The organism is Actinoplanes rectilineatus, from assembly GCF_000962825.1.
Taxonomy (GTDB): Bacteria; Actinomycetota; Actinomycetes; order Mycobacteriales; family Micromonosporaceae; genus Actinoplanes; species Actinoplanes rectilineatus.
Window position 1 is genome coordinate 41,731 of record NZ_JZKF01000044.1, and the last position, 24,788, is coordinate 66,518.

The following is a 24,788-nucleotide window of genomic DNA, read 5'->3' on the forward strand; positions in this document are numbered from 1 at the left end:
CTTGAGCCGCCGCCCGGGCAACCTGCTCGGTCTCAGTTCACGTCGCCGCAAACGGTCTCGCACGGGTAACCGTCGTGGTCGATGTCCATCGTCGCGGGGTAGCCGAACTGCTGGTAGTACTCCCACATCCGCGAGTAGCCGACCCCGCGGGCGAACAGCGCCGCACACGGCTTCGACCCGAGGGAGCTGAGCGTGACGCGTGCCGGCGCCGCGGTCTTCGCCATCACGTAGACGGTCGTGACCGAGGATCGCGGCATCGGCGCTTCACTGGTGGATGCCGCGGTCGGCGTGGTGGTGACGGCCGCCGCCGTGGTGATCGCAGCAGCAGGGGCCGGGGCGTCGCTGTTGCGGCTGCCCATCAGGTAGGCGATAGCGCCGACCGAGGCCGCGACTACCACGGAGAGCACCGTGGCAAGGGTGATGGCGACGTTCTTCATGACTACCTCGATCCGCTCGGCCCCTGCTTGCATCGCCTCCCGGTCGGCCTGCCAGCGGCTGAATTTAGGACCCGCCGAACCTCTTGAGGCGTCGCCCGGCACGCCGATGGACACCCCCGACAGCGAGCGAGTCGTCCCGGCTCCCCACCCGTTCACGGCAGACGTCACCTGTAGCGAAAGCGAGACCCCCGATGACCGCGAACCTGCTCCGCACCCTGTTCGTCGCCGGCGCCGCACTCACCGCGACCGCCCTGGGCTCGACCTCTGCGGAGGCGGCCACCAAGCCGGTCAAGAATCTGGAGGTCACCGTCTATGCCGGTGAAGGCGGCTCGTGCAACCACGGTTCGTTATGGGCCAGCTTCGAGGCGCCGCTACGCAAGACAAGTCTGTACGACCTCACCGTGACGACGTCCCGCGGCCAAATCTTCAAGCCCACGTCCTCGGACTACAACTGGGTATCGATCGACGGAGGCTGCGTGAGCAAGGCCTTCGTCAAGGACGTCCGCCGTAACCGGCTCACCGGCACCGTCCGCGCCTACACCACGGACGGGGACTTCGCCGGGCAGCGCACCGCCCGCATCAAGCTGGCCGACTACGAGACTGATGACTGCTGACCTGCGCATAGCCCTGACCGAGACTGGCGAGGTCGGTGCGGCATTCCCGCATCGACCTCGCCAGGCCTGCTGAAACACCCAGTGGCGACACGGCTTTGGTGCACATGTCTCCCAGCCCGAGGCGTCGGCGGGCCTGTCTGCGGGCTTACTCGCTGCGCAGGTTGCCGGGGCGGGTCAGGCGCATCAGGGTGGGCAGGGTCGCCGCCGTCGTGCCGAGCACCACCAGCGCGGCGACGCCCGACGTCGTGCCGATGCCGAACCAGTCGACCGTCACCGGGGCCTCGACCATCGCCATCAGTGCCGCCGCCAGCGCGCTGCCGAAGCCGACGGCCAGGGTCATGCCGATCAGGACCGGGACCGCGGCCTGCGCCAGGACCGAACCGGTCAGCGTGCGCCGGCGGGTGCCGAAGGCGACCAGCACCGCGAGGACCTTGCGGCGTTCGCGGAGTTGTTCGGCGACGTTGACGACCAGGCTCGCGCCGATCAGCAGGAGCAGCACGACCGTGCCGACGAGCAGGCTCTGCCGGATGGTCCGCATGGTGGCGGCGACGGTGGCGTTGCCCGGTTCGGAGACCAGCGTCTGCGGGTCCAGCGTCGCGACGGTGTTGCGCAGGTGCTCCACCGCGTCCGGGTCGGCGGTGTCGAGGTTCAGCGCGAAGTTGGTCTCGGCGGACGGCACCTTCATGCCCCGCAGCGCGCCCGGGGTGATCAGCAGCGCCGGCCCGTAGATCTCGTAGCTCGGGGTGGCGGCGACCTCGTGGTTCGCGGTCGGCGGGGTCCACGTGGTGTCGTCGCTCAGCTCGTAGGTGGCGGGGCCGGCCGGAACGTCGACGGCGTAGACGTCACCGTCGGCGCATCCGGCCGTCTCGGCGAATGCCGCCAGCACCGCGCAGTCGCCGATCCGGATCCGGACCGAGGTGCCGTCCTGGGTGCCGTAGACGCTGCGGACGGTCTGGACCTCCCGCACGCCCGGCGTCTTCTCCAGGGCGGTGATCCAGGTCTGGTCGGGTAGGTCGGCGCGGGGCAGGATCTCGTGCTGGAACGGGCGGGCGTCACTGCCCCCCTCACCACCGATCGTGCTCTCGACGCCGCTGACCAGGCCCTGCAGGGCGATCACGCCGGCCACCGAGACCGCGATGCCGGAGACGGCCCGGACCGCGGTGCCGCTGTCGAGTTGGAGGCGGCGGATCGCCAGTTCCCACGCCACGCTGCCGCCGCCGAGCCGGTGCACGGTCGCCTCGACCCACCACGGCAGCAGCAGCGCCAGACCGATCAGCAGCAGTGCCACCCCGGCGGCCGCCTGCAGCTCGACACCGGAACTCCCGCCGAGTCCGTCCTTGAGCGGCCAGAGCAGCGCGACGCCGAGCACCGGCAGGATCAGGCGCCACCACAGACGGCGGCGGGTGGTCCCGCTGAGCCGCACCACGCCGAGCGGCTGCACCACGACCTGCCGCATCGCGGACAGGGTGACCAGGACCGCCACCGCCGGCACGCCCACCGCGATCAGGGCGACCAGGGCGGGAACGGGACGCATGTCGGTGAGGTAGAAGCTCATCGCGCCGGACGCATAACGGTTGACCAGCAGACCGGCACCCACCGCGAGCACCGCACCGACGACGAGCCCGAGCAGTGCCCCGGCCAGTGTCTCGCCCGCCGCGATGCGCCGGGTCATCGCGGCGTCGGCGCCGACCAGCCGCAGGGCGGCGAGCCGCCGGTCGCGGGCTTCCCCACCGAACCGGACCGCGCTGGCCATGAAGACCATCACCGGCATCAGCAGCACCACCATGCCGACCGCGGAGAGCAGCAGCATGACCGGGGAGACGCCGCCCTCGTCCTCGACACCGGCGTAGCCGAAACCGGCGATGCGGTGGCCGGTCTCCTCGGTGAGCGTGTCGGTGCCCAGGTAGAACGCGAGGTCGGCCGGACCGGACAGCCCCTCGTCGGCGATGGTGCCGACGACACGGGCGCCCCAACGCTGGGCCAGCAGCGGCTCGTCGGCCATCAGGTCGGCCAGGGCGGGCGAGACCAGCATCTCGCCGGGGCCGGGCAGGGTCGTCACGCCCGGCGGCACCGGCGGCCGGGAGCCCTCCGCCTGCAGCATCCGCCCGTGCACGGAGTCGCCCCGGAACATCATGGTCGCGATGCCGATCAGCATCGTGTCGTCGCCGCGGGGCAGGTCGGTGCTCGCGGCGATGTTCTCGGTCCGGGCCTCGGTGCGGGCATTGCTCGCGGCCAGCGCGGTGGGCAGGGTCGCGACCGCCAGCAGGACGGCGACGCCGATGCCCACCCCGGTCGCGATCAGGGCGAGCCGCGTCCAGCCGGCCCGGCCGCCGGCGACGCTCATCCGCGCGCCCAGCCCGATCTCGAAGGCCCAGGTCCGCAGGCGGGTCATCGGACGTACTCCTGTTCGCGGACGACACCGTCACGGACGATGGCCTCACGGTCGGAATACGCCGCGACGCGCGCCTCGTGGGTGACCAGCACCACCGCGGCCCCGGTCTCCTTGGCGGCGGCGATGAACAGTTTCATCACCAGTTCGCCGTTGAGCGAGTCGAGCGCCCCGGTGGGCTCGTCGGCGAAGACGACCCGGGGACGGCCGACCAGTGCCCGGGCGACGGCGACCCGCTGCCCCTGCCCGCCGGAGGCCTGACCGGGCCGTTTGTCGGCGACGTCGGCGACCTCGAGACGCTCCAGCCACTCGGTGGCCGTGCGGTGCGCCTCGCGGCGGCCGGTGCCGGTCAGGCGCAGCGGCAGGGCGACGTTCTCCCGGCAGGTCAGCTCGGGGACCAACTGACCGAACTGGAACACGAACCCGAACTCGCCCCGGCGCAGCGCGCTGCGCTCGGTGTCGGACATCGCCGACAGGTCGCGCCCGGCGTAGCCGACCCGGCCCGACTCCGGTGTCAGGATGCCGGCCAGGCAGTGCAGCAGCGTCGACTTGCCGGAGCCGGAGGATCCCATCAGGGCGACCACCTCGCCGGCCCAGACGTGCAGGGAGGCGCCGTCGAGGGCCTTGGTCTCACCGAAGCTCAGGCGCAGATCCTCGGCGGTCAGCAGTGGTTGTTCAGTCATGGGGGACTTCCTGGGGTGAGGGGGATCAGGAACGGATCCGGGAGGCGAGGCGGTCGAGCCGGGCCGCGGTGAGCTCCAGCCAGCGCAGGTCGGCCTCGAGGTGGAACAGGGCGTGGTCGCAGATCAGCTCGTCGGCGATGTCGCCGCCGGACTTGCGACGGGTCAGCTCCCGCATCAGCCGCAGGTGTTCGGTGCGCTGCGCGTCGAGCACGTCGGTGGCGTCCCGGCCGGTCATCAGCGCGAGGACGACCTTGGTGTAGAGGGTGCTCTGCAGGTAGGGCTCGGGTTTCTCCGCCCGGCCGATCCACTCCGCCACGTCGGTGACGCCGGCGTCGGTGATCGCGTAGCGCTTGCGGTCGGGCCCGACGCCGGGCTCCGCCTCCACCTCGACGAGGCCGTTCTTGAGCAGCCGGGCCATGGTCGAGTAGACCTGCCCGTAGTGCAACTCGCGGTCCCGGCCGAAGGTGTCGTCATAGGTGCGCTTGAGGTCGTAGCCGTGGCGTGGGCCGTTCTCCAACAGGCCCAGCAGAGCGAAGCTGACTGACATGCCGGCCACTATACACACGGTTTATAAACCGTGTGTATAGCTCGCTAGCAGGGCGCTTCCGCGACGCTGCGGCGCTTCTCCCCCACCGCCCAGAGGGTCGCCAGCACCATGCCGAACGCCACACCGAGGGCCGCACCCCACAGCGGCGCGTCGGCGAAAGCCGCGCCACCCAGCCGTCCCAGCCCGATCACGTACACCGCCCAGGCGACACTCGACACCGCCGTGAACAGGTGGAAGCGCCCCATCGGCAACGCGGCCGCCCCGGACATCACGGTGGTGGCCGTCCGGCCGTACGGCAGGAAACGCCCGACGATGATCGCCGCCCCGCCGTGCCGCAGCAGCGCCCGCGCGGCCTTCTCCCGGGCCGGGGCGAGCCGGCCCGTGGCGAACCGCCCGCCGGCCCGGCTCCCGATCAGGTAGGCGATCCGGTCGCCGACCACGCCACCCGCCACCACCGCCGCGAACAGCGCAAGCAGGTTCGGCGAGCCGCTCACCGACACCGCACCCAGCCCGATCACCATCGCCTCGGACGGCACCACCGGGACGAACCCGTCCAGCGCCACCACCACGACCACGACCACGAACAGCCACGGCGAGGAGGTCAGTGGCATCAGCACATCCATGCCCCGACGCTACGGACGCCGCGCTCGTCCATCGATGGTGGAGACTCTCCTCCCGGGGGTGGGGTTAACCCCACCCCCGGGCCGCGCTCAGGCCGTGTCGTTGCTCAGCCGGGCGTGCATGTGCATGTCGTGCCAGCCGTCGGCGTGCAGCAGATAGCCGCGGATCGTGCCCTCCAGGCGATACCCGCCGTTGATCGCGACCCGGCAGGACGCCGGGTTCTTCACCGAGTGGAGCAGGAACAGCCGGTGCAGCCCCAACTCGTCGAACGCCCACCGGGACAGCGCCTCGGTGGCCTTCGCCCCCATGCTCATCCCGCGCGCCGACGGGACACCCCAGCCGGACAGCTCGGCCCGGGCGTGCCGCAGCCGGATGGCCCGCAACGCGATGTGCCCGGCGGCGGTGTCGTCGGAGGCGTGCGCCACCGCCCACCCCGCGTCGTCCCCTGCCTTCCACCCCGCGCTCCATTGCTCGATCCACTCGCGGGCCTCTCCCGGATCATCCATCCGATGCATGTTCCATCGCTGGATATCCGGATCCGCGAACGCCTCGACGACCAAAGGGGCGTCGTCGGGGCGCCACGGACGCAGCACCCATTGGTCATCGATGGTGATTCGCGGCTGCGATACGGCTAGGAATTTGTTCTCCGTCAATGCGGGACCGACCAGCGAAGGCATGGCTAGAGTATCGCAGATCCCCTGCTAAACCGGCCTTGCGACCTCACGCCACTGTGGAAACTGAACGCGCAGCAACCCCAGCTCGGTCGCCACGGAACAGCCGAGGGCATTCGGCACCACAGCGGCCACCGGAGCAGCCAGATCAATGATCAGATATGCCTTCGATGATCCCCTGTGCCATATTCGGAGAGTGCCGTCCTCACCGCCGGAAAGAATGTGATCCTCGTATTCGCCACTGCCGGCGGCCACGCACAGGACACGGCCCCGGTGGCCGCTCAACGGCGGCAGGCCCGGCGTGACACCCACGGGATCCCACAGCCGTACGGTGCCGTCGTCGCCGCCCGAGATCACCAGACCGTCCGGCCCGGCCGCCACCGCGTTCACCCCGTCGAGGTGCCCGCGCAGGACGACCGCGGACCCGTGCTCGGCGTCCCACACCCGGACCGTGCCGTCGGCAGCGGCCCCGGAGACGACCACCCGGTGGCCGTCCACCTCGCCGAACGCCAGCGACCGGACCCGCCCCCGGTGACCGGTCAGTACCCGCAGGAGCCGGCCGCTGCCCGGATCCCACAGCCGGATCAGGTTGTCCCAACCACCGGTGGCGAGCAACGGCGGGCCGCCGTCGGTTGCGAGCGCCACAGCCGAGACCGTGTGGCGGTGCTCGAGGGACACCCCGGCCTGCTCACCGGTGGCGAGATCCCAGACCCGGGCGCTGCCGTCGTCGCTCCCGGACACCACCACGGCCCGGCCCCGCGACGTCCCGGCGGCCAGCGCCCGGATCCGGCCACTGTGCCCGATCAGCGGATCGCCCCGGGGTACGCCGGTCTCCTCGCTCCATCGGTACAGGACGTGGTCGTCGCCGCCGGTCACCAGCACGGACCGCCCGTCCACCACCGCGGCGGCCAGGGCGAGGACCCGGCCGAGGTGCACGGTGAACCGGGCTCCAGGCGTACCCGTGACGGCGTCCCACACCCCGATGGTGTGATCCGCGGTCCCCGCCGCGATCATGTCGCGGCCGTCGGCCCGGGCGATCGCCACCGAGGTCATGCCCGGTGTGTGCCGGGTCAGCACGCGTACCGCCTGACCGGTCTCGCCGTCCCAGAGCCGGACCGTGTGGTCGGCCGAGGCGGAGACGATGAGCAGGCGCGTGCCGACCCGCCCGGCGGCCACCGACCAGATCCGGCCGGCGTGCCCACGGAACGGCTCGATCACCGGCTCACCGGACCGGACGTCCCACAGCCGCACGACCCGGTCGTCGTCGCCGGAGACCAGCAGCAGCACCACGTCGCCGGTGGGCGATTCGCACAGCGCCACCGACCGGACCGCCGCGCCACTCCGGATGATCCGTTCGGTGCGGCCGGTCCGGGGATCCCAGATCCGGATCGTCCGGTCGGCGCCACCCGACACCACGATGCTCCGGCCGTTCACGGCGCCGACCGCGACCGCGTTCACCCCACCGGTGTGTCCCCGCAGCGGCTCCCCGAGCGCTTCGCTCTCGCGTACCGACCAGAGGTTGATCTTGCCGTCGGCGCCGCCGGAGGCCACCACCTCCCTTCCGTCCACGAAGCCCGCGGCCACCGACCAGACACCGCCGGCGTGCCCGGGGAGACGCACCGGGCCGGCCGCCAGGCCGGACAGATTCCAGAGGTACGCGGCACCGTCCGCTCCCCCGGAGACCGCGTGCCCCCGGTGCAGTGCCACCGTGTTGACCGGCCCCGTATGCCGGGTCAGCGGCTCGGCCAGCGCCTCCCCCGTGGCGGCGTCCCACAGTCGCACCGTCGCGTCATCCGCCCCCGAGACGAGGATGCCGCGACCGCCGAACTCGCCGAACGCCACCGACCGGACCTCGTCGGTGTGCCCGGTGAACGGGTCACTCACCGGCACACCGGCCGCCATGTCCCACAGCCGGACCGTCCCGTCGTCCCCGCTGGACAGCACCATCGCACGGCCCTCGACCTCGCCGACAGCGACCGAGCGGATCCCGTCGACATGCCCGGTGAACGGCACTCCGGCCATGGTCCCGCTGTCGGTGTCCCAGACCCGGACCGTGCCGTCCTCACCACCCGACACGATCACGCACCGGCCGTCCATCACGGCGACGGCCACACTGCTCACCCCGTCGCGGTGGCCGGTGCAGGTCCGCATCAGGGCCCCGGTCCCGGCATCCCAGAGACGCACCCCTCCGTCGACACCCCCGGAGGCGACCAGGGTGCGGTCCCCGTCACCGCCGATCGCGACCGCCCACACCATGCCGTGGTGCCCGGCCAGGGGACCGCCGACCGCCGCGCCGGTGGCGGCGTCCCAGATCCGGACCAGCCCGTCCGCGCCCCCGGACACGATCACGGCGCGGTGCCCGGCCCGGCCGATCGCCACCGAGTTCACACCACCGGCATGCGCCCGCACCGGCCGGCCGGCCGGCCGGCTCGCCACCGGCAGCGTGCCACCGGCGTACCGTGCCGTCGTCCCCACCCGAGACGATCATCGGTCCGGCGTCGGTGTCACCGGCCGCGACCGCCCAGACGTTCCTACCGTGCCCGGTGAGCGGCGCACCGATCGGTACGCCGGTGGCCGCGTCCCAGAGACGCACCGTGCCGTCACCACTGCCCGACACGATGACCACCCGGCCGTCGACCACGCCCGTCGTCACCGACCAGACGCCGTCCTCGTGACCGGTCAAGACCGGACCGTAGGCGTCGCCGGTCGTCGCGTCCCACCGCCGGACGGTCCGGTCGATGCCCCCGGACACCACCAGTACCTGACCGTTGATCCGCCGGATCGCCGCGGCCCACACCTTGCCGGCGTGCCCGCGGAAAGCCCGGTGCGGGGGCCGGAGCCGCCACACCGCCCACGGCGTCGACCAGGCCGGCGCAAGCCCGGCATCGTCGACCGCCGCGGCCAGCTCCGGCGCCCGCCCGCACCGCGCCGCAAGCTGCAGACAGGCGGCCCGCTGCGCCACGTCACCGGCCCGCAGCCGGCTCTCCGCCCGTCGGTACGCGTCGGCGGCCAGCCGGGCGGCGCGGCTCCGGGCGGCGGGCAGCACGTTGAGCAGCACCGCCGGATCGGCGGCCAGCAGGAACCGCGGATCGGTGACCAGATCGTCGAAACGGTCGGTCCGCGCCGCGTGCGCCGCGAGATGAGTGGTGATGTACGGGTGCGCCCGCGCCCAGTCCCAGCGTCCGTGGTCGGTGCGTTCCACGTACCCGTCGATCAGGGTGTCCACGATGATCGCCTGGTCACTCGCCTCGTCACGGTCACTGCGCAGGTGGTCGGCGAGGTTCTGGTGATAGAGCCGATAGAGCGAACGGTTGCCCTCGGTGCTCTCGGTCACGAAGTAACCGGCAACGTTCATCAGCCAGTTGACCTGCGCGTTCGAGTAGTTCCGGCCGGACAGCGCCGAGGCGAGCCGGGCCCACACGTCCTCCCAGGGAAGACCCGGACCGTTCGCGTACGCCAACGGCAACAGCAGATCTCGGGCGGCGCAGATCCGGTCGCCCAGCCGGCTGCGGAGATCGTCGTCGATCGACTCGGACGCGACCCGGGGCAGACCACGCCGCCACGTCTCGTCACCCGGGTCGACGATGTCGTCCCGCAACGCATGACTGCGCGCCGTGATCAGGGCGACCAGGAACGACCGTCCGGCGGCGGCCGCGATCGCCCGGGCCACCCGCAGCACCCGGCGGTGATCCAGCCCGCGGTACGGCGAACTCGCACCGAGCGTGACCAGACACGATCGGGTGTACTTCACGATGGCGTCCGGATCGGCGTACGCCTCCCGGTCCAGATCGACGACGCCGGAATCCTCGAACCGCGCGACGAGATGGCGGCGTACCCCGATCAGCAGCCGCAGCGGCGTCCGGTGCGTGGCCCGGGCCAGCGGCGCCAGCACCAGATCGACCGGGGTGAACCGCTCCGCGTTCTCGTCGGCCGCCTCGGTGATCGCCTCGTCGACGCCGTCGACCACCACGACGATCGGTTCCCTGCCGCGGATCGCCTGCAACAGCTCCCCCGGGCTGGCCACCCGCTCCACCGCGCAGGCGTCGGCGAGCGCGGCGAGCAGCCCCCGCGCGGTCTTGCCCCGCGCGTGCACGAACTCGCGGATCGCACCGGCCGCCGGCATCGTGTCGGCCGCCAGGCGGTGCACCTGCGGCACCTGCCCGCGCAGCCGCCGGTCGGCGAGCACGAACAGCCGGGCGAGCACCGCCGACTTGCCCGAACCCGGATCACCCGTGACGACCATCGTGGCCGGCGATCCGGTGTTCAACCACCGCACCAGGTCACGCAATGCATGCTCACGCCCGGTGAACAGCCAGGCGTCGACGTCGTCGGTGGGGCGCAGGCCCCGGGCCGCCGGCAGGACATGGGCGAGCCGTTCCGCCCGGCGGGCGTCCTTCTGCCGCAGCCCTTCCCCGGTACGCACATCCAGGTCCCGCAACCACGGGTCGGACCGCGGGTTCGGCACGAACGGCGTGATCCGGTCACCGGCCAGAAAGTGCCGGGCGTGCTGCCACGGCGGCGTGTTCCGGTTGGTGAGGTCGACCAGCCCGTCGAGCGGCAGGAAATCGGAGTTCACCCCACCGCTGGCCGGATCGTGCACGGCCGCCACGAACGCCGTCCCGAACGCCGACTCGACCGCCCGTTCAGCCGGGCGGGCGGCCACCACCACCGCGATGCTGGGATTCTCGTCGAGCCGGTTCAGCCGGTTCACCACGTCGATCGCACCCCGCGCGGCACTCGCCCCACCGATCGCCGCATGACACGTGTCCAGGATCAACAGCATCTGCCGCACGCGTACGCCGCCCGCCAGGAACCGCGTGGTGAGGTCCCCCGCGCGCATGCTGGTAAAGGACAGGTCGCCGTCGGTGTCGGCCATCGGCAGCAACAGTTCGCCGTTCTCCACCAGCGCATGCCCGGTGTAGTAGAGAACGACGACGTCGTCCGCGGTCCGCTGAGGATCGATGAGGAACCGGCGCAGGTTCATGCTGAACCCGCTCACGGTGTGGTCGTGCCCGAACCCCGGAACCGTCACATAGCCGAGCTCGCCGAACAGCCCCGCGAACCGGGCGACCTCGTCGACGAGCCCGGGCCGCTCGGCCAGCCCGGAAGCCTCGGTGTAGCGGGCCGTGGCCGCACCGATGAACCACCGCCTGTCAGCCGACATGCGCGCCGAAGACCATGGCGTCCTCCGGCGCCTGATCGGTCACCGCCAAGTCGAACTCGTGTGCCCCGCAGCGGGCCCGCACCCGCCACTCGCCGTCCCACGAAACGCCGAGCACCTCGACATCCCGGTCAGCCCCGAGCCCTTCATGGATCAGGGTGACCCGCACCGCGAGCCGAGCCAGGAAGACGGCCTCCGCCTCCCCGAGCACCCGCTCTGCAAGGTGCCGCTCCCGCACCGCACCGACAAGTTCCCGGAGGGCGTCGTACGCGACGTTCCCCACCACTCCGGAACCCGCCGCGACGGCCACCCAGACGACGAACTCGGCCCCGGCGAACCCGAGAGTCCCGCCGCGCAGCGTGTATCCGCCCGGCTCAGACCACCGCTCGTAGGCCGGCCCTTCCGAGGCAGCGCCGGCCGCCCAGATACGGACCGCTCCCCGCAGCACCGCATCCGCGTCATCCATGCCCGCCACTGTAACTACGCTCAGTGATCAAGATGACGCCCGTTTTCACCGTGGAGGCGCCGCGTCAGCATCCGGACAAACCAAGGTTGCGGCCCCTGACCGAATGGCACCGTCACCGAACCGGCCCCGCGGTCCGGGCGCCACTCGCCCGTTCACAGCCGCGGTCGCCGACCTGCCACCCTGGTCCAAGGCCCGCGAAGGCGACATGTAAAGTTGTACAGGCAAGTCCGGGTGGCGGAATGGCAGACGCGCTAGCTTGAGGTGCTAGTGCCCTTTATCGGGCGTGGGGGTTCAAGTCCCCCCTCGGACACCAATCGAAGACACGAGAACTCGCCGGGGTGCAAACCTCGGCGATCAGCGTTTCTGGCCCACGTCGGTAGGTCATCCGCAGGCCGATACGGCTGTACAACTCGGCATTGTCTCGCGGGTCGGCGTCGCGGAGTAGCCGGAGCAGGTCGTGGAACGCGTCGGCGATGGTGCCGATCTGATCGGTGGTCATCCGTTGGGGCGGCGCCTCGGTGAGTCCGGAGTCGGGCCTGTGCGGTTTTCTTGATCTCGGTGGTCTCGCTGGTCCAGTCGGCGATCAGTGCGGGGTCGCCGCCGTCGGCGAAGGTCGCCCGGTAACGGCTGATCTTGGTGTCTGCGTCGGCGATGGCCTGCCGTGTTTGAGTGAGGGGCTCGATCTTCCGTTTGGTTGGGCTGACAGAGCGTGATGTGGATTCTTCATCGAACTTAGGTAGCCAAGACATCCCCGGCGGCGAAGGGCGGACCGTTCATGACGACGCGGACGTTCTCCACCCGGCCGCAGACCGGTAGCCCACCGTACGAGAGAGCCCGAGTACGACCACACACCGGCCGTGTTGACGCTCACGTTTTCCCCTAGCCTGGGCTCGTGCAATGGAACCGCTCGTCCTGTCCGCCTGACGGGATGAGGCTGGCAGGGTCGGCGATCGTGGGCACTGATGGTGATGCAGTGCTCGCCGGTCTGCTTCGGGGCGTCGTGGCCGACTCGCTGGCTTGGCTCGGCGAATATCCGGAGGATCAGGTCGACGCCGGGGCATTGGCCGCGATCCGGCAGAGTCTGGATTGGTTATCTCAGCAGCTCCAGGCCCGGCAAGGGGATCGGCTTGAGTCCGGCGTCATGGACGAGACAGCGTTGAAGGTCTCCGCGGAGCTCTTCGTCGACTTGTCCTGGTGGTTGGACACCTGCCCAGACGAAGAGGTGGAGCCGAATGCGGCGGTGAGCGTTCTGGAGAACGGTACGACGTTCACCTATGAACTGTCCGACCAGCAGCGTGGACGGCTTGTCGAGGTTCTCGGTGAAATTGGTGCGGCGGAGCGTCATGAGGGTCGTCGGCATGCTGTCTGCCGGCTCCCCTTCGCGATCGGTCTCGTCGACGGCGAGGAACCCGAGTGCGAGATGCCAGTGGCTCGTGAGTGGGTTCGGCTCGAGGACCGGGCGGACGACCAGGCGAAGATCTAGCCGGACGTCGTACCGGGACGGCCCGCATACCGGTGCGCCAGCGTCTCGGTCATATCGATCAGGTGGAACATCTTCGTCGCCATCCGCTCCTCAGAGGGCTTGCGTGAGCCCGAGCCCATCAATCCATCGGTAGACATCAGCGGCGCCACGAAGACGGCGACCCGCTGTCGCGCCGCAACAGGCGCACCCAACGCCGGCAAGCGCGGGGGCGACAGGCGTCGCGCCAGACGGCGTGCCGAGGGCGAACCGGCGCAGCCGGGCGACGCGGACGCTGACACCCTCGATGCCGGGAGTGGTGTCGTGCGCGGGCCGGCCGGTTTCAGCGGTGATGGCGTTGTGCGGATTGTTCGGCGAGACGCACAGGTCGGTGCGGTCGGCGGCCAGAGATCGCACCGCCAGGATCACTGCTGTTCACGGACCGGTGCCGGCCGCACCAGTTCCAGCACCAGGCGCCACGCGTTTGTGGGGAGGAACGCCCATGCCCACAGAAACGGCTCGTAGATCAGACGCATCAGTCGTGCCTGGTCGGTGTTGAGGCCGAAACCGTCGACGTGGCCCAGGTACTGGGCGATGTTGCCCGGGAAGACCGCGATGAGGAACGCCGTCATCACCAGGCCGGCCAGTGCGCGCCAGCGGCGTAAGACGACGACGGCGCCGCCGATGAGGATCTCCAGCACTCCGGAGACCAGCACCACCGCGTCGGGGTCGGCGGGGAACCACGGCGGCACCTGAGCCTGGAACTCGATGCGCGCGACAGTGAGATGGGAGATGCCCGCCAGGAGCAGCATCAGCCCGGCGGACACCCTCAGGGCCGCCGCGAACAGGCGTTCTCGCCGAAGGGATGCGGAACGGGCAGCGTCGAAGAATTTAGTCACGTGTGCAAATTATCAGACGCCGACGTCCCGGGCACCAGCGCTTCCGGAGGGGTGCGAGCGGGCGATGCCTTACGGCCGTCGCCCGGCCGCAGCCCAGCTTCCCTCGATTCCGGCGGCGGCGAAGTCGGCCAGCCGCTCCACGAAGCCGGGGTCGAGCCCGGCGCCCGCGGCTCCTCGCGTCCCGCCGACCTGCTCGGGGCTCACCAGTAGCGCGAGGACGGAGAAGACCGCGATGCCGACCCGGCTGCCCACCTCATGCCGGTCACGTTCCGGCAGCACCCGTGCCGACACCGCAGCGAGCAGTTCGTCCAACCTCGGCCCGCCGTTGACCGCGGCCGCCCACGAGGGATCCTCCGCCAGTTGCAGTCGGGCGATGATGCGCATCCAGCGCAGGCCGCCCACCGGATCGGCCTGGATCAGGGCGACGGCCGGCATCAGCACCGCCTCGATCAGCTCCCGCGGCGTGACCTCGCCGTCGCGCTCCAGCAGCGCGCTGAGGTGGCGGCTCATGTCAGCGCCGACGAGGGTCATGCGGCGGTCGATGACCGCGGCGACCAAGGCGGTCTTTCCTGCGGGGAAGTGGTATGCGAGTGCCCCCGGCGCCACTCCCGCCTCCCGGGCCACGGCCCGTGCCGACACCGGGTCCAGGCCCTGTTCGCCGAACATCCGCTCGGCCACCGCCACCAGCCGGGCGCGGACGTCGAGATCGGTTCGCGGGCCCCGGCGCCGACCGGGACCGGGGTCGGGGTCGGTTGTCACGCGATCAATTCTATGCGGTCAGGTGGCGGCCGGGACTTCCGGCGGCAACGCACCATCGACGCGTTCGTGGCCGCCTTCAACGACGCACAGCCGGACGTCGACCGGGTGCTGTCACTCTTCGCGGACGACGTCCGCCGCCTCCCCGGCCACGGGCCGGGACGGCGCACGAGGGCGCCGCCGATCCGGCCGGTGCCGATGAATGCGCGATGCCGGCCGGATCGGCGGCTCGCCCGGCTCCGAGGCCGCCGTCCGCAACGGCACTCCGTCAGCGGCTGAGAACGACCTTGAGCGCTCCGGTTCTGGACGGCTCGGCGAAGAGGTCGTAGCCGGTCATGATGTCGTCCAGGGCCATTCGGTGGGTGATGATCGGTGACAGGTCGATCTGGCCGCCGGCCACCATGCCGAGCAGCCGCGTTGTCGATGAGGTGTCCACCAGGCCTGTGGTGACGGTGATGTTGTGCGCCCACAGATGTTCCAGGTGCAGCATGGCCGGGGCCCCGTGCACGCCGACGGTGGCGATCCGGCCGCCCGGGCGCACCAGGGTGGTGCACAGCTCGAAGGCCTCCGGCGTGCCGACGGCCTCGATGACGACGTCGGCGCCGAGACCGCCGGTGAGCGCCCGGATCGTCCCGATCGGCACTCGGTCCGGGGCCAGCGTCACGTCGGCGCCGAGGTTCTTCGCCGCCTGCAGCCGGGCCTCCACGACGTCCACGACGACCACGTGGGCCGGGGAGTACAACCGTGCGGTGACGACCGCCGCCAGACCGATCGGGCCGGCGCCGACGATCACCACGGTGTCGCCGGGACGCACACGCCCCCGCCGGACCCCGACCTCGTAAGCCGTGGGCAGAGTGTCCGCCAGCAGCAGCGCCGAGTCGCCGGCGAGCCCTTCAGGAAGCCGGTAGGTGGACAGGTCGGCATACGGTATCCGCGCGTACTCGGCCTGGACACCGTCGATACGGTGGCCGAGTGCCCAGCCGCCGCCGTTGCGGCATTGGCCGTAGACACCCTCGCGGCAGAAGCGGCACAGACCGCAGGCGGAGATGCAGGACGCCAGCACCCGGTCGCCGGCCGACAGTCCGGTGACCGCGTCGCCGGTGGCGACGACGGTGCCGACCGCTTCGTGGCCCAGGATCCGGCCGGGCCGTACGTCGTGGAGGTGTCCGGCCAGGATGTGCAAGTCGGTGTCGCAGATGGTGACCGCGTCGATCCGGATGATCGCGTCGCGTGGATGCCGCACGGCCGGGTCCGGGACCTCGGTCCAGGAACGTTCTCCCGTTCCCTGGTAGACCAGTGCTTTCACGATCGTCTCCTTCGTCCTGGAAGGAACAGTTGCCGCGAGCGTGCATCAGGCGGCCCCCATCCGGAAGGGTCGAAGGGCATCGATGTCACTGAGCGGTTGCCGGGGGGCGCTCACCGGCACGCCGGGGCTGCCGCACCGCCCGATCCGGCATGGGTCACCCCTGGACCGGGACCTCCGGCCCTGCCCCGAATGACAGTCATCGCGATAACACGGTGAGTGAGGGCGGGACTGCCCGCCATCGGATTCGGATGAGGGCGAGGTACGACGATGTCCCGCTACGTCTTCGATTTCAACGACGGCAACAAGGAACTTCAGGACCTGCTCGGCGGCAAGGGCGCCAACCTCGCGGAGATGACCCGGATGGGCTTGCCGGTGCCGCCCGGTTTCACCGTCACCACCGATGCGTGCCGCGCCTATCTGCGGACAGGCGCCCTGCCGGACGGGCTGTTCCAGGAGGTGGAGGACCATCTGCGGCTGATCGAGGCCCGGCTCGGGCGGCGTCTCGGCGACTCGGCCGACCCGCTGTTGCTGTCGGTGCGTTCCGGTGGCCGGTTCTCCATGCCCGGCATGATGGAGACCATCCTGGACATCGGGCTCAACGACACCACCGTGCTCGGGCTGGCCCGGCGCAGCGGCGACGAACGGTTCGCCTGGGACTCCTACCGCCGGCTGATCCAGATGTTCGGCAAGACCGTGTTCGGGGTGCCGGGTGAGCAATTCGATGCCGAGCTGGCCGCGGCGCGGGAGGCTGCGGGCGTCGCCACCGACGCGGAACTCGGCACGGCGGCGCTGCGGGAACTGGTCGCGGCCTATCAGAAACGCTTCTTCGCGTACGCCGGACGTGATTTTCCGCAGGCCCCGCACGAGCAACTCTACTCGGCGATCACCGCGGTCTTCGCCTCCTGGAACACCGAACGGGCCGTACTCTACCGCCGCCAGGAACACATCCCGGGGGATCTCGGGACCGCGGTGAACGTGATGGCGATGGTCTTCGGCAACCATGGAACGAACTCCGGCACCGGCGTGGCGTTCACCCGGGACCCGGCGACCGGCCGGCGCGGCGTGTACGGCGACTACCTGCCCAACGCCCAGGGCGAGGACGTGGTGGCCGGGATCCGTAACACCGTCGGTTTGGACGAGCTCGCCCGGATGGACCCGGCCAGCCACGCCCGCCTGTTGTCGATCATGGAGAAGCTGGAGCTCCGCTACCGCGACCTGTGCGACATCGAGTTCACCATCGAGGACGGCAAACTGTGGATGCTGCAGACCCGGGTCGGCAAGCGGACCCCGGCTGCCGCCTTCGTGATCGCCGCCCAGCTGGCCGGCGAGGGGCTGATCACCGACGACGAGGCGCTGCTACGGGTCACCGGCGGCCAACTGGCGCACCTGATGTTCCCGGCCTTCGACACCACGAACGCCCCGGCACCGCTGGCCATCGGTGTGCCCGCCTCGCCGGGCGCCGCCTCCGGCACGGTCGTCTTCGACTCGGCGGCGGCCGCCGCAGCGACCGGCCCGGTGATCCTGGTCCGGCACGAGACGAACCCGGACGACCTGCCCGGCATGATCGCCGCCCAGGGCATCCTGACCAGCCGCGGTGGCAAGACCTCGCACGCCGCCGTGGTCGCCCGGGGTATGGGCAAGACCTGTGTCTGCGGCGCCGAGGACCTGGAGGTCGGACCGTCCTTGTTCCGGGTCGGCGACACCGTGGTGTCCGAGGGGGACGTGATCTCGATCGACGGCACCACCGGCCGGGTCTACCCGGGTGAGCTCCCCGTCCGCCCGAGCGCGGTGGTGCGCTGGTTCGAGGGTGAGCTGCCGTCCACCGGTGATCCGCTGCTGACCGCGGTCGAGCGGCTGACCGGGCACGCGGACACGGTGGCGAAGCTGGCGGTGCACGCCAACGCCGACACCGCCGCGGACGCCGAGCGGGCCCGCCGCTTCGGGGCCGCCGGGATCGGGCTGTGCCGCACCGAGCACATGTTCCTCGGCGAACGCCGGGAGCTGGTGGAACGCCTCATCCTGGCGACCGGTGACGAGGAGCGCCAATCCGCGCTGGCCGAACTGCTGCCGCTGCAGCGCGACGACTTCACCGCGGTGCTCGCCGCGATGGACGGCCTGCCTGTCACCATCCGGTTGATCGACCCGCCGCTGCACGAATTCCTGCCGTCGCTGGAGGAGCTGACCGACCGGGTCGCCCGGGCGCAGGCCCGCGGCGAGGATCCCGGACACGACGGGCGGCTGCTGGTCGCGGTGCGCCGCATCCACGAACAGAACCCGATGCTCGGCCTGCGCGGCGTACGCCTGGGACTGATGGTCCCCGGCCTGTTCGCGATGCAGGTGCGGGCAGTGGCACAGGCGGCCGCGGCCCGGGCCGCCGCGGGCGGCGACCCCCGGCCGGAGATCATGGTTCCGCTGGTCGCCTCGGTCCGGGAGCTGGAGCTGGTACGTGCGGAGGCCTCACAGGTCCTGTCCGCGGTGGAGGGTGTACCGCCGATCCGGATCGGCACGATGATCGAGGTGCCGCGAGCCGCGCTGACCGCCGGCGAGATCGCGCCCGCCGCCGACTTCTTCTCCTTCGGCACCAACGACCTGACTCAGATGGCCTGGGGCTTCTCCCGCGACGACGTGGAGGGCGCGTTCTTCGGGCGTTACCGGGAACTGGGCGTCTTCGCCACCTCGCCGTTCGAGACGATCGACGTGGCGGGGGTCGGCGAGCTGGTGCGCACGGCGGTGCGCAGGGGCCGTTCCGTCCGGCCGGACCTTGTCGCCGGCGTCTGCGGCGAACACGGCGGCGACCCGGACTCGGTGCGGTTCTTCCACGATGCCGGCCTGAACTACGTGTCCTGCTCTCCCTTCCGGGTGCCGGTCGCCCGGTTGGAGGCGGGCCGCGCCGCGGTCGGCGACGGTCCGGTCTCCGACAGCCGGTAGGAGCGGGTGATGCACGAGATGTTCGACGAGCGGCAGGCCGTACGCCCGGTCCTGGTCGGCCGACGCGAGGTCGGGGCGTACGCCACCGGCCCCGGCGGCCCCGTGTTCGTCCCGGTGGTGGACGTGACCGCGATCGTCGTCGCGTCCACCACCGCGGTCACGGTGATCGCCGTGGTCACGGCCGCCGGCCTGGCCCTCCGCCGACGGCCCGCTGTCGGTGCCGTGACCATGGGGCACGGCGGCTGGGTGAGTGTGCGGCACGGCGACGCCCCCGCCCTGCGGGCCGCTCGCTCCGGCGACCGGCCATGGTGGGCACGTCTGCTGCGCGCTCGTCGCCTGGTCGTCGGACGGTGACGGCCGGCGAGCCGGTCACCCTCGGCGACGGCTGCACGACAGGAGGATGTGCCGGGCCCCGGGTCGCGGTTAGCCTGAGCGCGTGCCGGAGCAGATTCCGCCGTCCCTCGGCCTTCGCCCGCTGTCGCGCATCCGTCTCGACGAGCTGTTGCACGAGATGCAGAACCGAGTCGGTGACATCGTGGCCAGCCGGGAACGGCTGCGCGCCCTGCTGGACGCGGTGGTCGGCATCGGCAGCGACCTCGACCTGCGCAGCACCCTGGAACGCATCGTCGAGGCGGCCTGCGCGCTGGCCGGCGCCCGGTACGGCGCGCTGGGCGTCCTGGCACCGGCCAACGACAGCCTGTCGGACTTCATCACCTACGGAATCGACCCGGCGACACACGCGACGATCGGGGACCTCCCCCACGGACGGGGCGTGCTCGGCTTGCTGATCACCGACCCCGAACCGGTTCGGTTGCCGGACATCACCCAGCATCCGGACTCGTTCGGGTTCCCCGCCGAGCATCCTCCGATGCACAGTTTCCTCGGCGTTCCGGTGCGTACCCATGATCAGGTCTTCGGAAATCTCTATCTGGCGGAGAAGCAGGGCGCCAAGGAGTTCGGCGACGACGACGAGGAGATCGTGGTGGCGCTGGCCGCCGCGGCCGGTGTCGCCATCGACAACGCCCGTCTGTTCGAGCTCGCCCGGCGCCGGCAGCGGTGGCTGGAGGCGACCGCCGAGATCACCGGCGTGCTGCTGGGCACGGTGCGCCGGGCCGAGGCGCTACGCCTGATCACCACCCGGGTACGCGAGATGACCGGCGCCGAGCTGGCTCTGATCCTGCTCTACGACGCGGCGGCCGGGCGGTGGACGATCGAGGTCGCCGACGGCGCCGACCCGGATGATGCCGCGATGGCCGGCTGTCACCTGCCCGCCGATGCCGCGGACGCCGGACGGTTCAGCCGGGAGCGGATCCGTACGATCACGAACCTGCGCACCGCCGCCGCGTGGCCGGGCCGGGTGCCGGACGGGCCGGCCCTGGCAGTCCCACTGACCGCCTCCGACGAGTTGCAGGGTGTCCTGATCGTCAGCCATCCGGAGGGCCGGCCGCCCAGCGACGAGGACGTGGTCCAGTTGTCCACCTTCGCCGGACAGGCCGCGCTCGCCCTGGACCGCGCCCAGGCACAGGCCGAGCGCGAGCAGTTCGCGGTGCTCTCCGACCGTGAACGCATCGCCCGCGACCTGCATGACGTGGTGATCCAACGGCTGTTCGCCACCGGGCTGCAGTTGCAGGGCGCCGCCCCGCAGGCCGGCAGCCCGCAGACCGCTGCCCGGATCAACGCGGCCATCGACGAGCTGGACGCCACGATCCGCGACATCCGGCAGTCCATCTTCGCGCTGCGCGCGCCGCTCGGCTCGTCGCTGCGTGCCGATCTGCGGCGGGAGGCCGAGGCGGCCACCGTCACGCTGGGGTTCGCACCGACGGTGGAGACGTCCGGGCCGGTCGACAGTGCGGTGCCCGGCGAGCTCGCCGCCGACGTGCTGGCCGTGGTGCGGGAAGCGCTGGCCAACGTGGCTCGGCATGCGCGGGCCGGACGGGTCACGGTGACGGTGCATGCCGACGGCCGCCGGGTGCTTCTGATCATTCGCGACGACGGTGTCGGCACCGACCCCGGGGCGGCCCGGGGCGGTCTGGTCAATCTGGCCCGCCGCGCCCGGGACCGCAACGGCTCCTTCGAGGTCCGCCCGGCGGAGGAGGGACCCGGCACGGAACTCGTCTGGTCGGTTCCGGTGCCACCCGGCCGCTGAAAACGTTCCGTGGTCAGGGTGCGAAGCCCGTCCGCGTGGTGACTTCAGACGCGCTGGGCACCCCACATCACCACGTGGGTGGTGGGGCGTGGTGAGTGCGGCCGCGCTACGGGCCCCGAGTCACCACACGGACGCTGACCACTGAACGTGTCCGACGGCGGGACCTTCGGCCCTTCCCGCACCCATCGATGCTGATCAAAATCAGGGGGAACGACTAGGGAGGGGCCATGCACACTCCGACGATCGTCGTCGCCGCCGACGGCACCGAGCCCGGCCGTGCGGCCGTCCTCTGGGCCGCCGCCGAGGCACACCGCACCAACCTGCCCCTGACCGTCGTCCACGTGCTCGACTGGGACTGGTCCACCTCCCGGTACGACTTCGGCGGCAACCGGTTCGAGACGGCCCGCCGCCTCGCCGAGGGCGTCGCCGCCGCCGCGGCGCGGGAGGCCCGCGAGGCGGTCCCGGACATCACGGTCGACACCGAGGTCGTGATCGGCAACCCGGCGGCCCAGATCATCATCGCCTCGGAACACGCCGAACTGCTGGTCCTCGGCCACCGCGGCGCGGGCGGCTTCGCCGGGCTACGACTCGGCTCGGTCAGCCAGCGAGTGGCCGTCCACACCCACTCCCCGGTCGTCGTGGTCCGCGGCCGCACCGGCGAACCGACCGGCCCGATCGCGGTGGGCGTGGACGACTCCCCCCACGCCGACCACGTGCTGGAGACGGCGTTCACCGCCGCCCGCCGGCAGGGCACCGGCCTGGTGGCGGTCCGCTCGTACCTGCCGGTCTACCTGGGCCGCTTGCCCGTCACGGAGGTCCGCACCCCGGACCAGGACGAGGCCGAACGCGCCAAGGTGATCGAGCAGCTCGCACCGTGGCGCACGAAGTACACCGACGTCCCGGTCGAGATCCTCATCTCGCACGACAGCGCCGCAGCCGTCCTCACCGGCGTCTCGCACGGCGCCCAACTGGTGATCGTCGGCAGCCACGGCCACGGCGTGATCACCGGAACACTGCTCGGCTCCACCGGGCTGCAACTGCTGCACCACGCCGACTGCCCCGTCCTGATCGTGCGCCGGCCCACCCGGCGTGAACAGCGGCGACAGCCAACGGCGGAATCGCCGCTCTGAACGGTGAGACGACGCGGCCCGCCCGATCGTCACGGCGGGTCGGCCGACCTGGTCGCGTAGGCCGGCTTCACGAAGGACGGTCGGCGGCCGAGCCCGTCGACCATCGTGGTGGGGTGCTCCTCGTCGACCTGACGCGCCGCAGCACTCAGGGGCGGGGCGGCGGACGTGTCGCCTCGCCGCCGGGGTGACGCAAGAGTGTCCGCCACCCCGGGCGGGTCAGCTCTGAAGCTGGAGGGTCCGGCCGAAGCCGAGGCGGTGCACGAAGGTCTCCCGGGTGAGGTCCGCGAACGCCATCACGTGGTCGACACCGGCCTCGGTGAAGTCGACGACCGTACGGAAGGGTTTCGTGCCGCGCGGCAGGGCGAGCACCCGGGCGATCTCGTCGGCGACCCGCTGCGGGTTCGGGTCGATGCCCGGGCGGACCAGGCTCGCGGTGGCCGCCTCGTTGCGGGCGACGAGTTCGTCGAGCGTCGCGTACGCGGCGGTGACCTCGGCGTCGGAGGCGCGGCTCGCGTTCGGGAAGTGCGCGGTGCCCTGAGTGATGGCGCCCGGCATCACGATGCTGGTCTCGATGCCGAACTGGGACGCCTCGTACGACGTGACCACGGCGAGCGCGTCGAAGGCGGCTTTGGAGGCGACGTACGGTCCGAGGAACGGCGGCGTGGTGACGATGATGGTGCTGCCGACGTACAGCAGGGTGCCGGAGCGCTGTTCCCGCAGGTAGGGCAGGGCTGCCCGGTTGACGCGGTGGGCGCCGACCGCGTTGACGTCGATGAGGTGTGTCAGGTCGTCGTCGGTGAACGCCTCGACGTAGCCGACGTACAGATGCCCGGCGTTGTTGATCACGACGTCGAGGTGGCCGGCCTGCTCGACCACGGTACGCACGGCGGCGTTCGCGGATTCCTGTGAGGTGACGTCGAGTTCCACGACGTGCAGGTTGTCGACGGCGGCGAACCCCGCCACGGTGGCGGCGCCGTCCGGGCTGGTCAGGGAACGCATGCTCGCGTACACCTGATGTCCTTGACCGGCGAGGGTCAGGGCGGTGAGGCGGCCGATGCCGGTGCTGGATCCGGTGATGAGAACCACGGACATGAGAAGACCCTCCAAAGATGTGGACCAACTGTCCATATATAGGTAGCACTATAAAGACAACGTGTCCACTAAACTGGGATCCATGACTGACAAGGCCGCCCCGCGGCGCGGACGTGGCCGGCGACCGGCCGACGAGGTACGAGCGGGAGTCCTGCGCGCCGCCGCCGACCTGCTGCTCCAGGAGGGGATCAGGGCCGTCACCTTCGACCGGGTGGCCGCCGCGGCCGGATCCAGCAAGATGACCCTCTACAAGTGGTGGCCGTCGACGGGCGCACTCGCCGCCGAGGCGTACTTCGCCCACAGCGAGCACCAGCTCGAGTTCCCCGACACCGGCGACATCCGCAGGGACCTCGTCGCACAGTTGTGCGCGTTCGTCCGCCTGCTCAACCACGCGAACACCGGTCCGGCCATCGCCGGGCTGATCGGCATGGCCCAGACCGATCCGGAACTGTCCGCGGCGTTCTCCGAGCGCTACTCCGCCCCGCGGCGCGCGCTCGCCCTGGCCGCGTTCGAGAAGGCCCGCGACCGTGGGCAACTCCGCGACGACATCGACCTCGGCATCCTCGTCGACCAGCTCTGGGGGGCCTGCTACAACCGCCTGCTCATCCCGGACGCCCCGCTGACCGAGGACTACGCGATCGCCCTCGTCGACAACGCACTCGACGGCGCGTCCCACCGGGGCCGCACCGCGGAACAGACATGACGACGCGGATCCGGCTCACGGCCGTCGCCGCCGCGTGCGCGGTGGCGGGCGGCGCCGGCACGATGATGTTCACGCTGGCCGCCGGGCCCGAACCCTGGTGGCAGGGCTATGTCAGCGAATCCGGCACCGCCGGTCAGCCCTACGCGCTCCCCTATCGCTGGGGACTGATCACGCTGGCCCTCGGCGTCGCGTCACTGAGCGCGACCTGGGCTGCGGCACCGGGCCGTTCCGCGCCGCCTGCCGAGATGCGGCTCCGGCTCACGAGGATTCCGTACGCCCGAAAGTGGCTGCTCGACGGCACGGCGACGGTGTGGGCCCTCGCCGTCGCCGCCGTCCTCGCCGCCGTGTCGGGAGCGGTGCCGTGCAGCCACGAGTGCCCGCTGCCACCCTACAAACCGACGACCGTCGCCGATGTCGTCCACGCGGCGGCGAGTGTCGTCGGCATGGTGGTGCTGGCCGCCGCGATGGCGACGATGTGGCTGTCGGCCGCGGACCGGGCCGTCCGGTGGCTCGCGGGCACCGCGGTCCTGCTGATGGTGCCGCTCGGGGCCCTGTTGGCGGGGACCATGCTGATCGTGGGGCGAGCACCGGTCGGCGCCGTCGTGGAACGCCTGGTGCTCCTGATCGCCGTGGCCTGGCTGATCGGCGTCGCGCTGCTCATCACCCGTACGGCTGGAGAGAACGTGAACGCCGATCGATGCTCCGCCGCGAGGACCAGGTCACCGAAGTCGTCCTCCGGAGGACGACGGGCCGCGGACATACCCTGACGAGTCGCCGAGC

23 protein-coding genes, 1 tRNA gene and 1 pseudogene are annotated in these 24,788 nt (G+C 71.3%); 10 read left to right on the plus strand and 15 right to left on the minus strand.

Annotated features, from left to right (window positions below):
* Window positions 1-32: 32 nt before the first annotated feature.
* On the minus strand, window positions 33-437 hold the full coding sequence (locus tag WH85_RS28505) for a hypothetical protein (protein ID WP_045745105.1): 405 nt from the start codon (window positions 435-437) through the stop codon (window positions 33-35).
* 191 nt (window positions 438-628) lie between these two features.
* On the opposite strand from WH85_RS28505, the gene WH85_RS28510 reads away from it, so the two are divergent.
* Window positions 629-1,051: a hypothetical protein gene (locus WH85_RS28510; RefSeq protein ID WP_045745106.1), complete on the plus strand. Its 423-nt coding sequence runs from the start codon at window positions 629-631 to the stop codon at window positions 1,049-1,051.
* Window positions 1,052-1,196: 145 nt separating this feature from the next.
* Here the strand turns inward: WH85_RS28510 and WH85_RS28515 are convergent, their stop codons facing one another.
* The 8 genes and pseudogenes from WH85_RS28515 to WH85_RS28545 form a co-directional block, all read right to left on the minus strand.
* Window positions 1,197-3,443: an ABC transporter permease gene (locus WH85_RS28515; RefSeq protein ID WP_045745107.1), complete on the minus strand. Its 2,247-nt coding sequence runs from the start codon at window positions 3,441-3,443 to the stop codon at window positions 1,197-1,199.
* Window positions 3,440-4,123, minus strand: coding sequence for an ABC transporter ATP-binding protein (locus WH85_RS28520; RefSeq protein WP_045745108.1), 684 nt, complete (start codon window positions 4,121-4,123; stop codon window positions 3,440-3,442). The genes WH85_RS28515 and WH85_RS28520 overlap by 4 nt, the downstream gene beginning before the upstream one ends.
* 25 nt (window positions 4,124-4,148) lie before the next feature.
* Window positions 4,149-4,670 (minus strand): PadR family transcriptional regulator, encoded by a 522-nt coding sequence (locus WH85_RS28525; RefSeq protein WP_045745137.1) that lies wholly within the window; start codon window positions 4,668-4,670, stop codon window positions 4,149-4,151.
* 44 nt (window positions 4,671-4,714) lie between these two features.
* Window positions 4,715-5,293: a DedA family protein gene (locus tag WH85_RS28530; RefSeq protein WP_063775553.1), complete on the minus strand. Its 579-nt coding sequence runs from the start codon at window positions 5,291-5,293 to the stop codon at window positions 4,715-4,717.
* Between the two features lie 87 nt (window positions 5,294-5,380).
* Window positions 5,381-5,968, minus strand: coding sequence for a GNAT family N-acetyltransferase (locus tag WH85_RS28535; protein WP_045745109.1), 588 nt, complete (start codon window positions 5,966-5,968; stop codon window positions 5,381-5,383).
* A gap of 24 nt (window positions 5,969-5,992) precedes the next feature.
* Entirely contained in the window at window positions 5,993-8,341 is a 2,349-nt protein-coding gene (locus WH85_RS53205; protein ID WP_245674128.1) for a WD40 repeat domain-containing protein, read from the minus strand.
* 79 nt (window positions 8,342-8,420) lie between these two features.
* A pseudogene (locus WH85_RS28540) lies at window positions 8,421-11,126 on the minus strand (nSTAND1 domain-containing NTPase); the annotation flags it as partial.
* Window positions 11,116-11,589, minus strand: a complete 474-nt coding sequence (locus WH85_RS28545; RefSeq protein WP_157411263.1) for a hypothetical protein — start codon at window positions 11,587-11,589, stop codon at window positions 11,116-11,118. The gene WH85_RS28545 and the pseudogene WH85_RS28540, both read right to left, overlap by 11 nt.
* A gap of 225 nt (window positions 11,590-11,814) precedes the next feature.
* Here WH85_RS28545 and WH85_RS28550 point away from each other — a divergent pair.
* Both WH85_RS28550 and WH85_RS47480 read left to right on the plus strand, forming a co-directional pair.
* Window positions 11,815-11,902 (plus strand) — tRNA-Leu (locus WH85_RS28550).
* Window positions 11,903-12,481: 579 nt separating this feature from the next.
* Entirely contained in the window at window positions 12,482-13,072 is a 591-nt protein-coding gene (locus WH85_RS47480) for a hypothetical protein (RefSeq protein WP_169792492.1), read from the plus strand.
* A 90-nt stretch (window positions 13,073-13,162) separates the two neighbouring features.
* Here the strand turns inward: WH85_RS47480 and WH85_RS50785 are convergent, their stop codons facing one another.
* The 3 genes from WH85_RS50785 to WH85_RS47485 all read right to left on the minus strand — a co-directional run bounded on the left by WH85_RS50785 (window position 13,163) and on the right by WH85_RS47485 (window position 14,706).
* Window positions 13,163-13,477, minus strand: a complete 315-nt coding sequence (locus tag WH85_RS50785; RefSeq protein ID WP_157411264.1) for a hypothetical protein — start codon at window positions 13,475-13,477, stop codon at window positions 13,163-13,165.
* Complete coding sequence (locus tag WH85_RS28560; protein WP_245674129.1) at window positions 13,474-13,947, minus strand: DoxX family protein; 474 nt, start codon at window positions 13,945-13,947, stop codon at window positions 13,474-13,476. Before WH85_RS28560 ends, WH85_RS50785 begins: the two co-directional genes overlap by 4 nt.
* 69 nt (window positions 13,948-14,016) lie before the next feature.
* On the minus strand, window positions 14,017-14,706 hold the full coding sequence (locus tag WH85_RS47485; RefSeq protein ID WP_052720869.1) for a TetR/AcrR family transcriptional regulator: 690 nt from the start codon (window positions 14,704-14,706) through the stop codon (window positions 14,017-14,019).
* Between the two features lie 12 nt (window positions 14,707-14,718).
* Here WH85_RS47485 and WH85_RS28570 point away from each other — a divergent pair, with 12 nt between their 5' ends.
* Window positions 14,719-14,982 (plus strand): Cif family virulence factor, encoded by a 264-nt coding sequence (locus WH85_RS28570; protein WP_045745112.1) that lies wholly within the window; start codon window positions 14,719-14,721, stop codon window positions 14,980-14,982.
* Here WH85_RS28570 and WH85_RS28575 read toward each other — a convergent pair.
* Window positions 14,972-16,009, minus strand: a complete 1,038-nt coding sequence (locus WH85_RS28575; protein WP_045745113.1) for an alcohol dehydrogenase catalytic domain-containing protein — start codon at window positions 16,007-16,009, stop codon at window positions 14,972-14,974. The genes WH85_RS28570 and WH85_RS28575 overlap by 11 nt on opposite strands.
* A 267-nt stretch (window positions 16,010-16,276) precedes the next feature.
* Here WH85_RS28575 and ppdK point away from each other — a divergent pair, with 267 nt between their 5' ends.
* The 4 genes from ppdK (at window position 16,277) to WH85_RS28595 (ending at window position 22,213) form a co-directional block, all read left to right on the plus strand.
* Entirely contained in the window at window positions 16,277-18,937 is a 2,661-nt protein-coding gene (gene ppdK, locus WH85_RS28580; RefSeq protein WP_045745114.1) for a pyruvate, phosphate dikinase, read from the plus strand.
* Window positions 18,938-18,946: 9 nt separating this feature from the next.
* Window positions 18,947-19,291 (plus strand): hypothetical protein, encoded by a 345-nt coding sequence (locus WH85_RS28585; RefSeq protein WP_157411265.1) that lies wholly within the window; start codon window positions 18,947-18,949, stop codon window positions 19,289-19,291.
* An 82-nt stretch (window positions 19,292-19,373) separates the two neighbouring features.
* A complete protein-coding gene (locus WH85_RS28590; protein WP_045745115.1) occupies window positions 19,374-21,083 on the plus strand; it encodes a GAF domain-containing sensor histidine kinase in 1,710 nt (569 codons plus the stop codon).
* 227 nt (window positions 21,084-21,310) lie between these two features.
* The gene (locus WH85_RS28595; protein WP_045745116.1) at window positions 21,311-22,213 is read left to right on the plus strand and encodes a universal stress protein; all 903 of its coding nucleotides are present in this window, start codon (window positions 21,311-21,313) and stop codon (window positions 22,211-22,213) included.
* A gap of 29 nt (window positions 22,214-22,242) precedes the next feature.
* Here WH85_RS28595 and WH85_RS50790 read toward each other — a convergent pair whose 3' ends face one another.
* The gene (locus tag WH85_RS50790) at window positions 22,243-22,419 is read right to left on the minus strand and encodes a hypothetical protein (RefSeq protein ID WP_157411266.1); all 177 of its coding nucleotides are present in this window, start codon (window positions 22,417-22,419) and stop codon (window positions 22,243-22,245) included.
* A 10-nt stretch (window positions 22,420-22,429) separates the two neighbouring features.
* A complete protein-coding gene (locus WH85_RS28600; protein ID WP_045745117.1) occupies window positions 22,430-23,305 on the minus strand; it encodes an SDR family oxidoreductase in 876 nt (291 codons plus the stop codon).
* An 82-nt stretch (window positions 23,306-23,387) separates the two neighbouring features.
* On the opposite strand from WH85_RS28600, the gene WH85_RS28605 reads away from it, so the two are divergent.
* Together WH85_RS28605 and WH85_RS28610 are read left to right on the plus strand one after the other, a co-directional pair.
* Complete coding sequence (locus WH85_RS28605) at window positions 23,388-24,008, plus strand: TetR/AcrR family transcriptional regulator (protein WP_045745118.1); 621 nt, start codon at window positions 23,388-23,390, stop codon at window positions 24,006-24,008.
* Entirely contained in the window at window positions 24,005-24,775 is a 771-nt protein-coding gene (locus WH85_RS28610; RefSeq protein WP_052720871.1) for a DUF998 domain-containing protein, read from the plus strand. Before WH85_RS28605 ends, WH85_RS28610 begins: the two co-directional genes overlap by 4 nt.
* Window positions 24,776-24,788 lie beyond the last annotated feature (13 nt).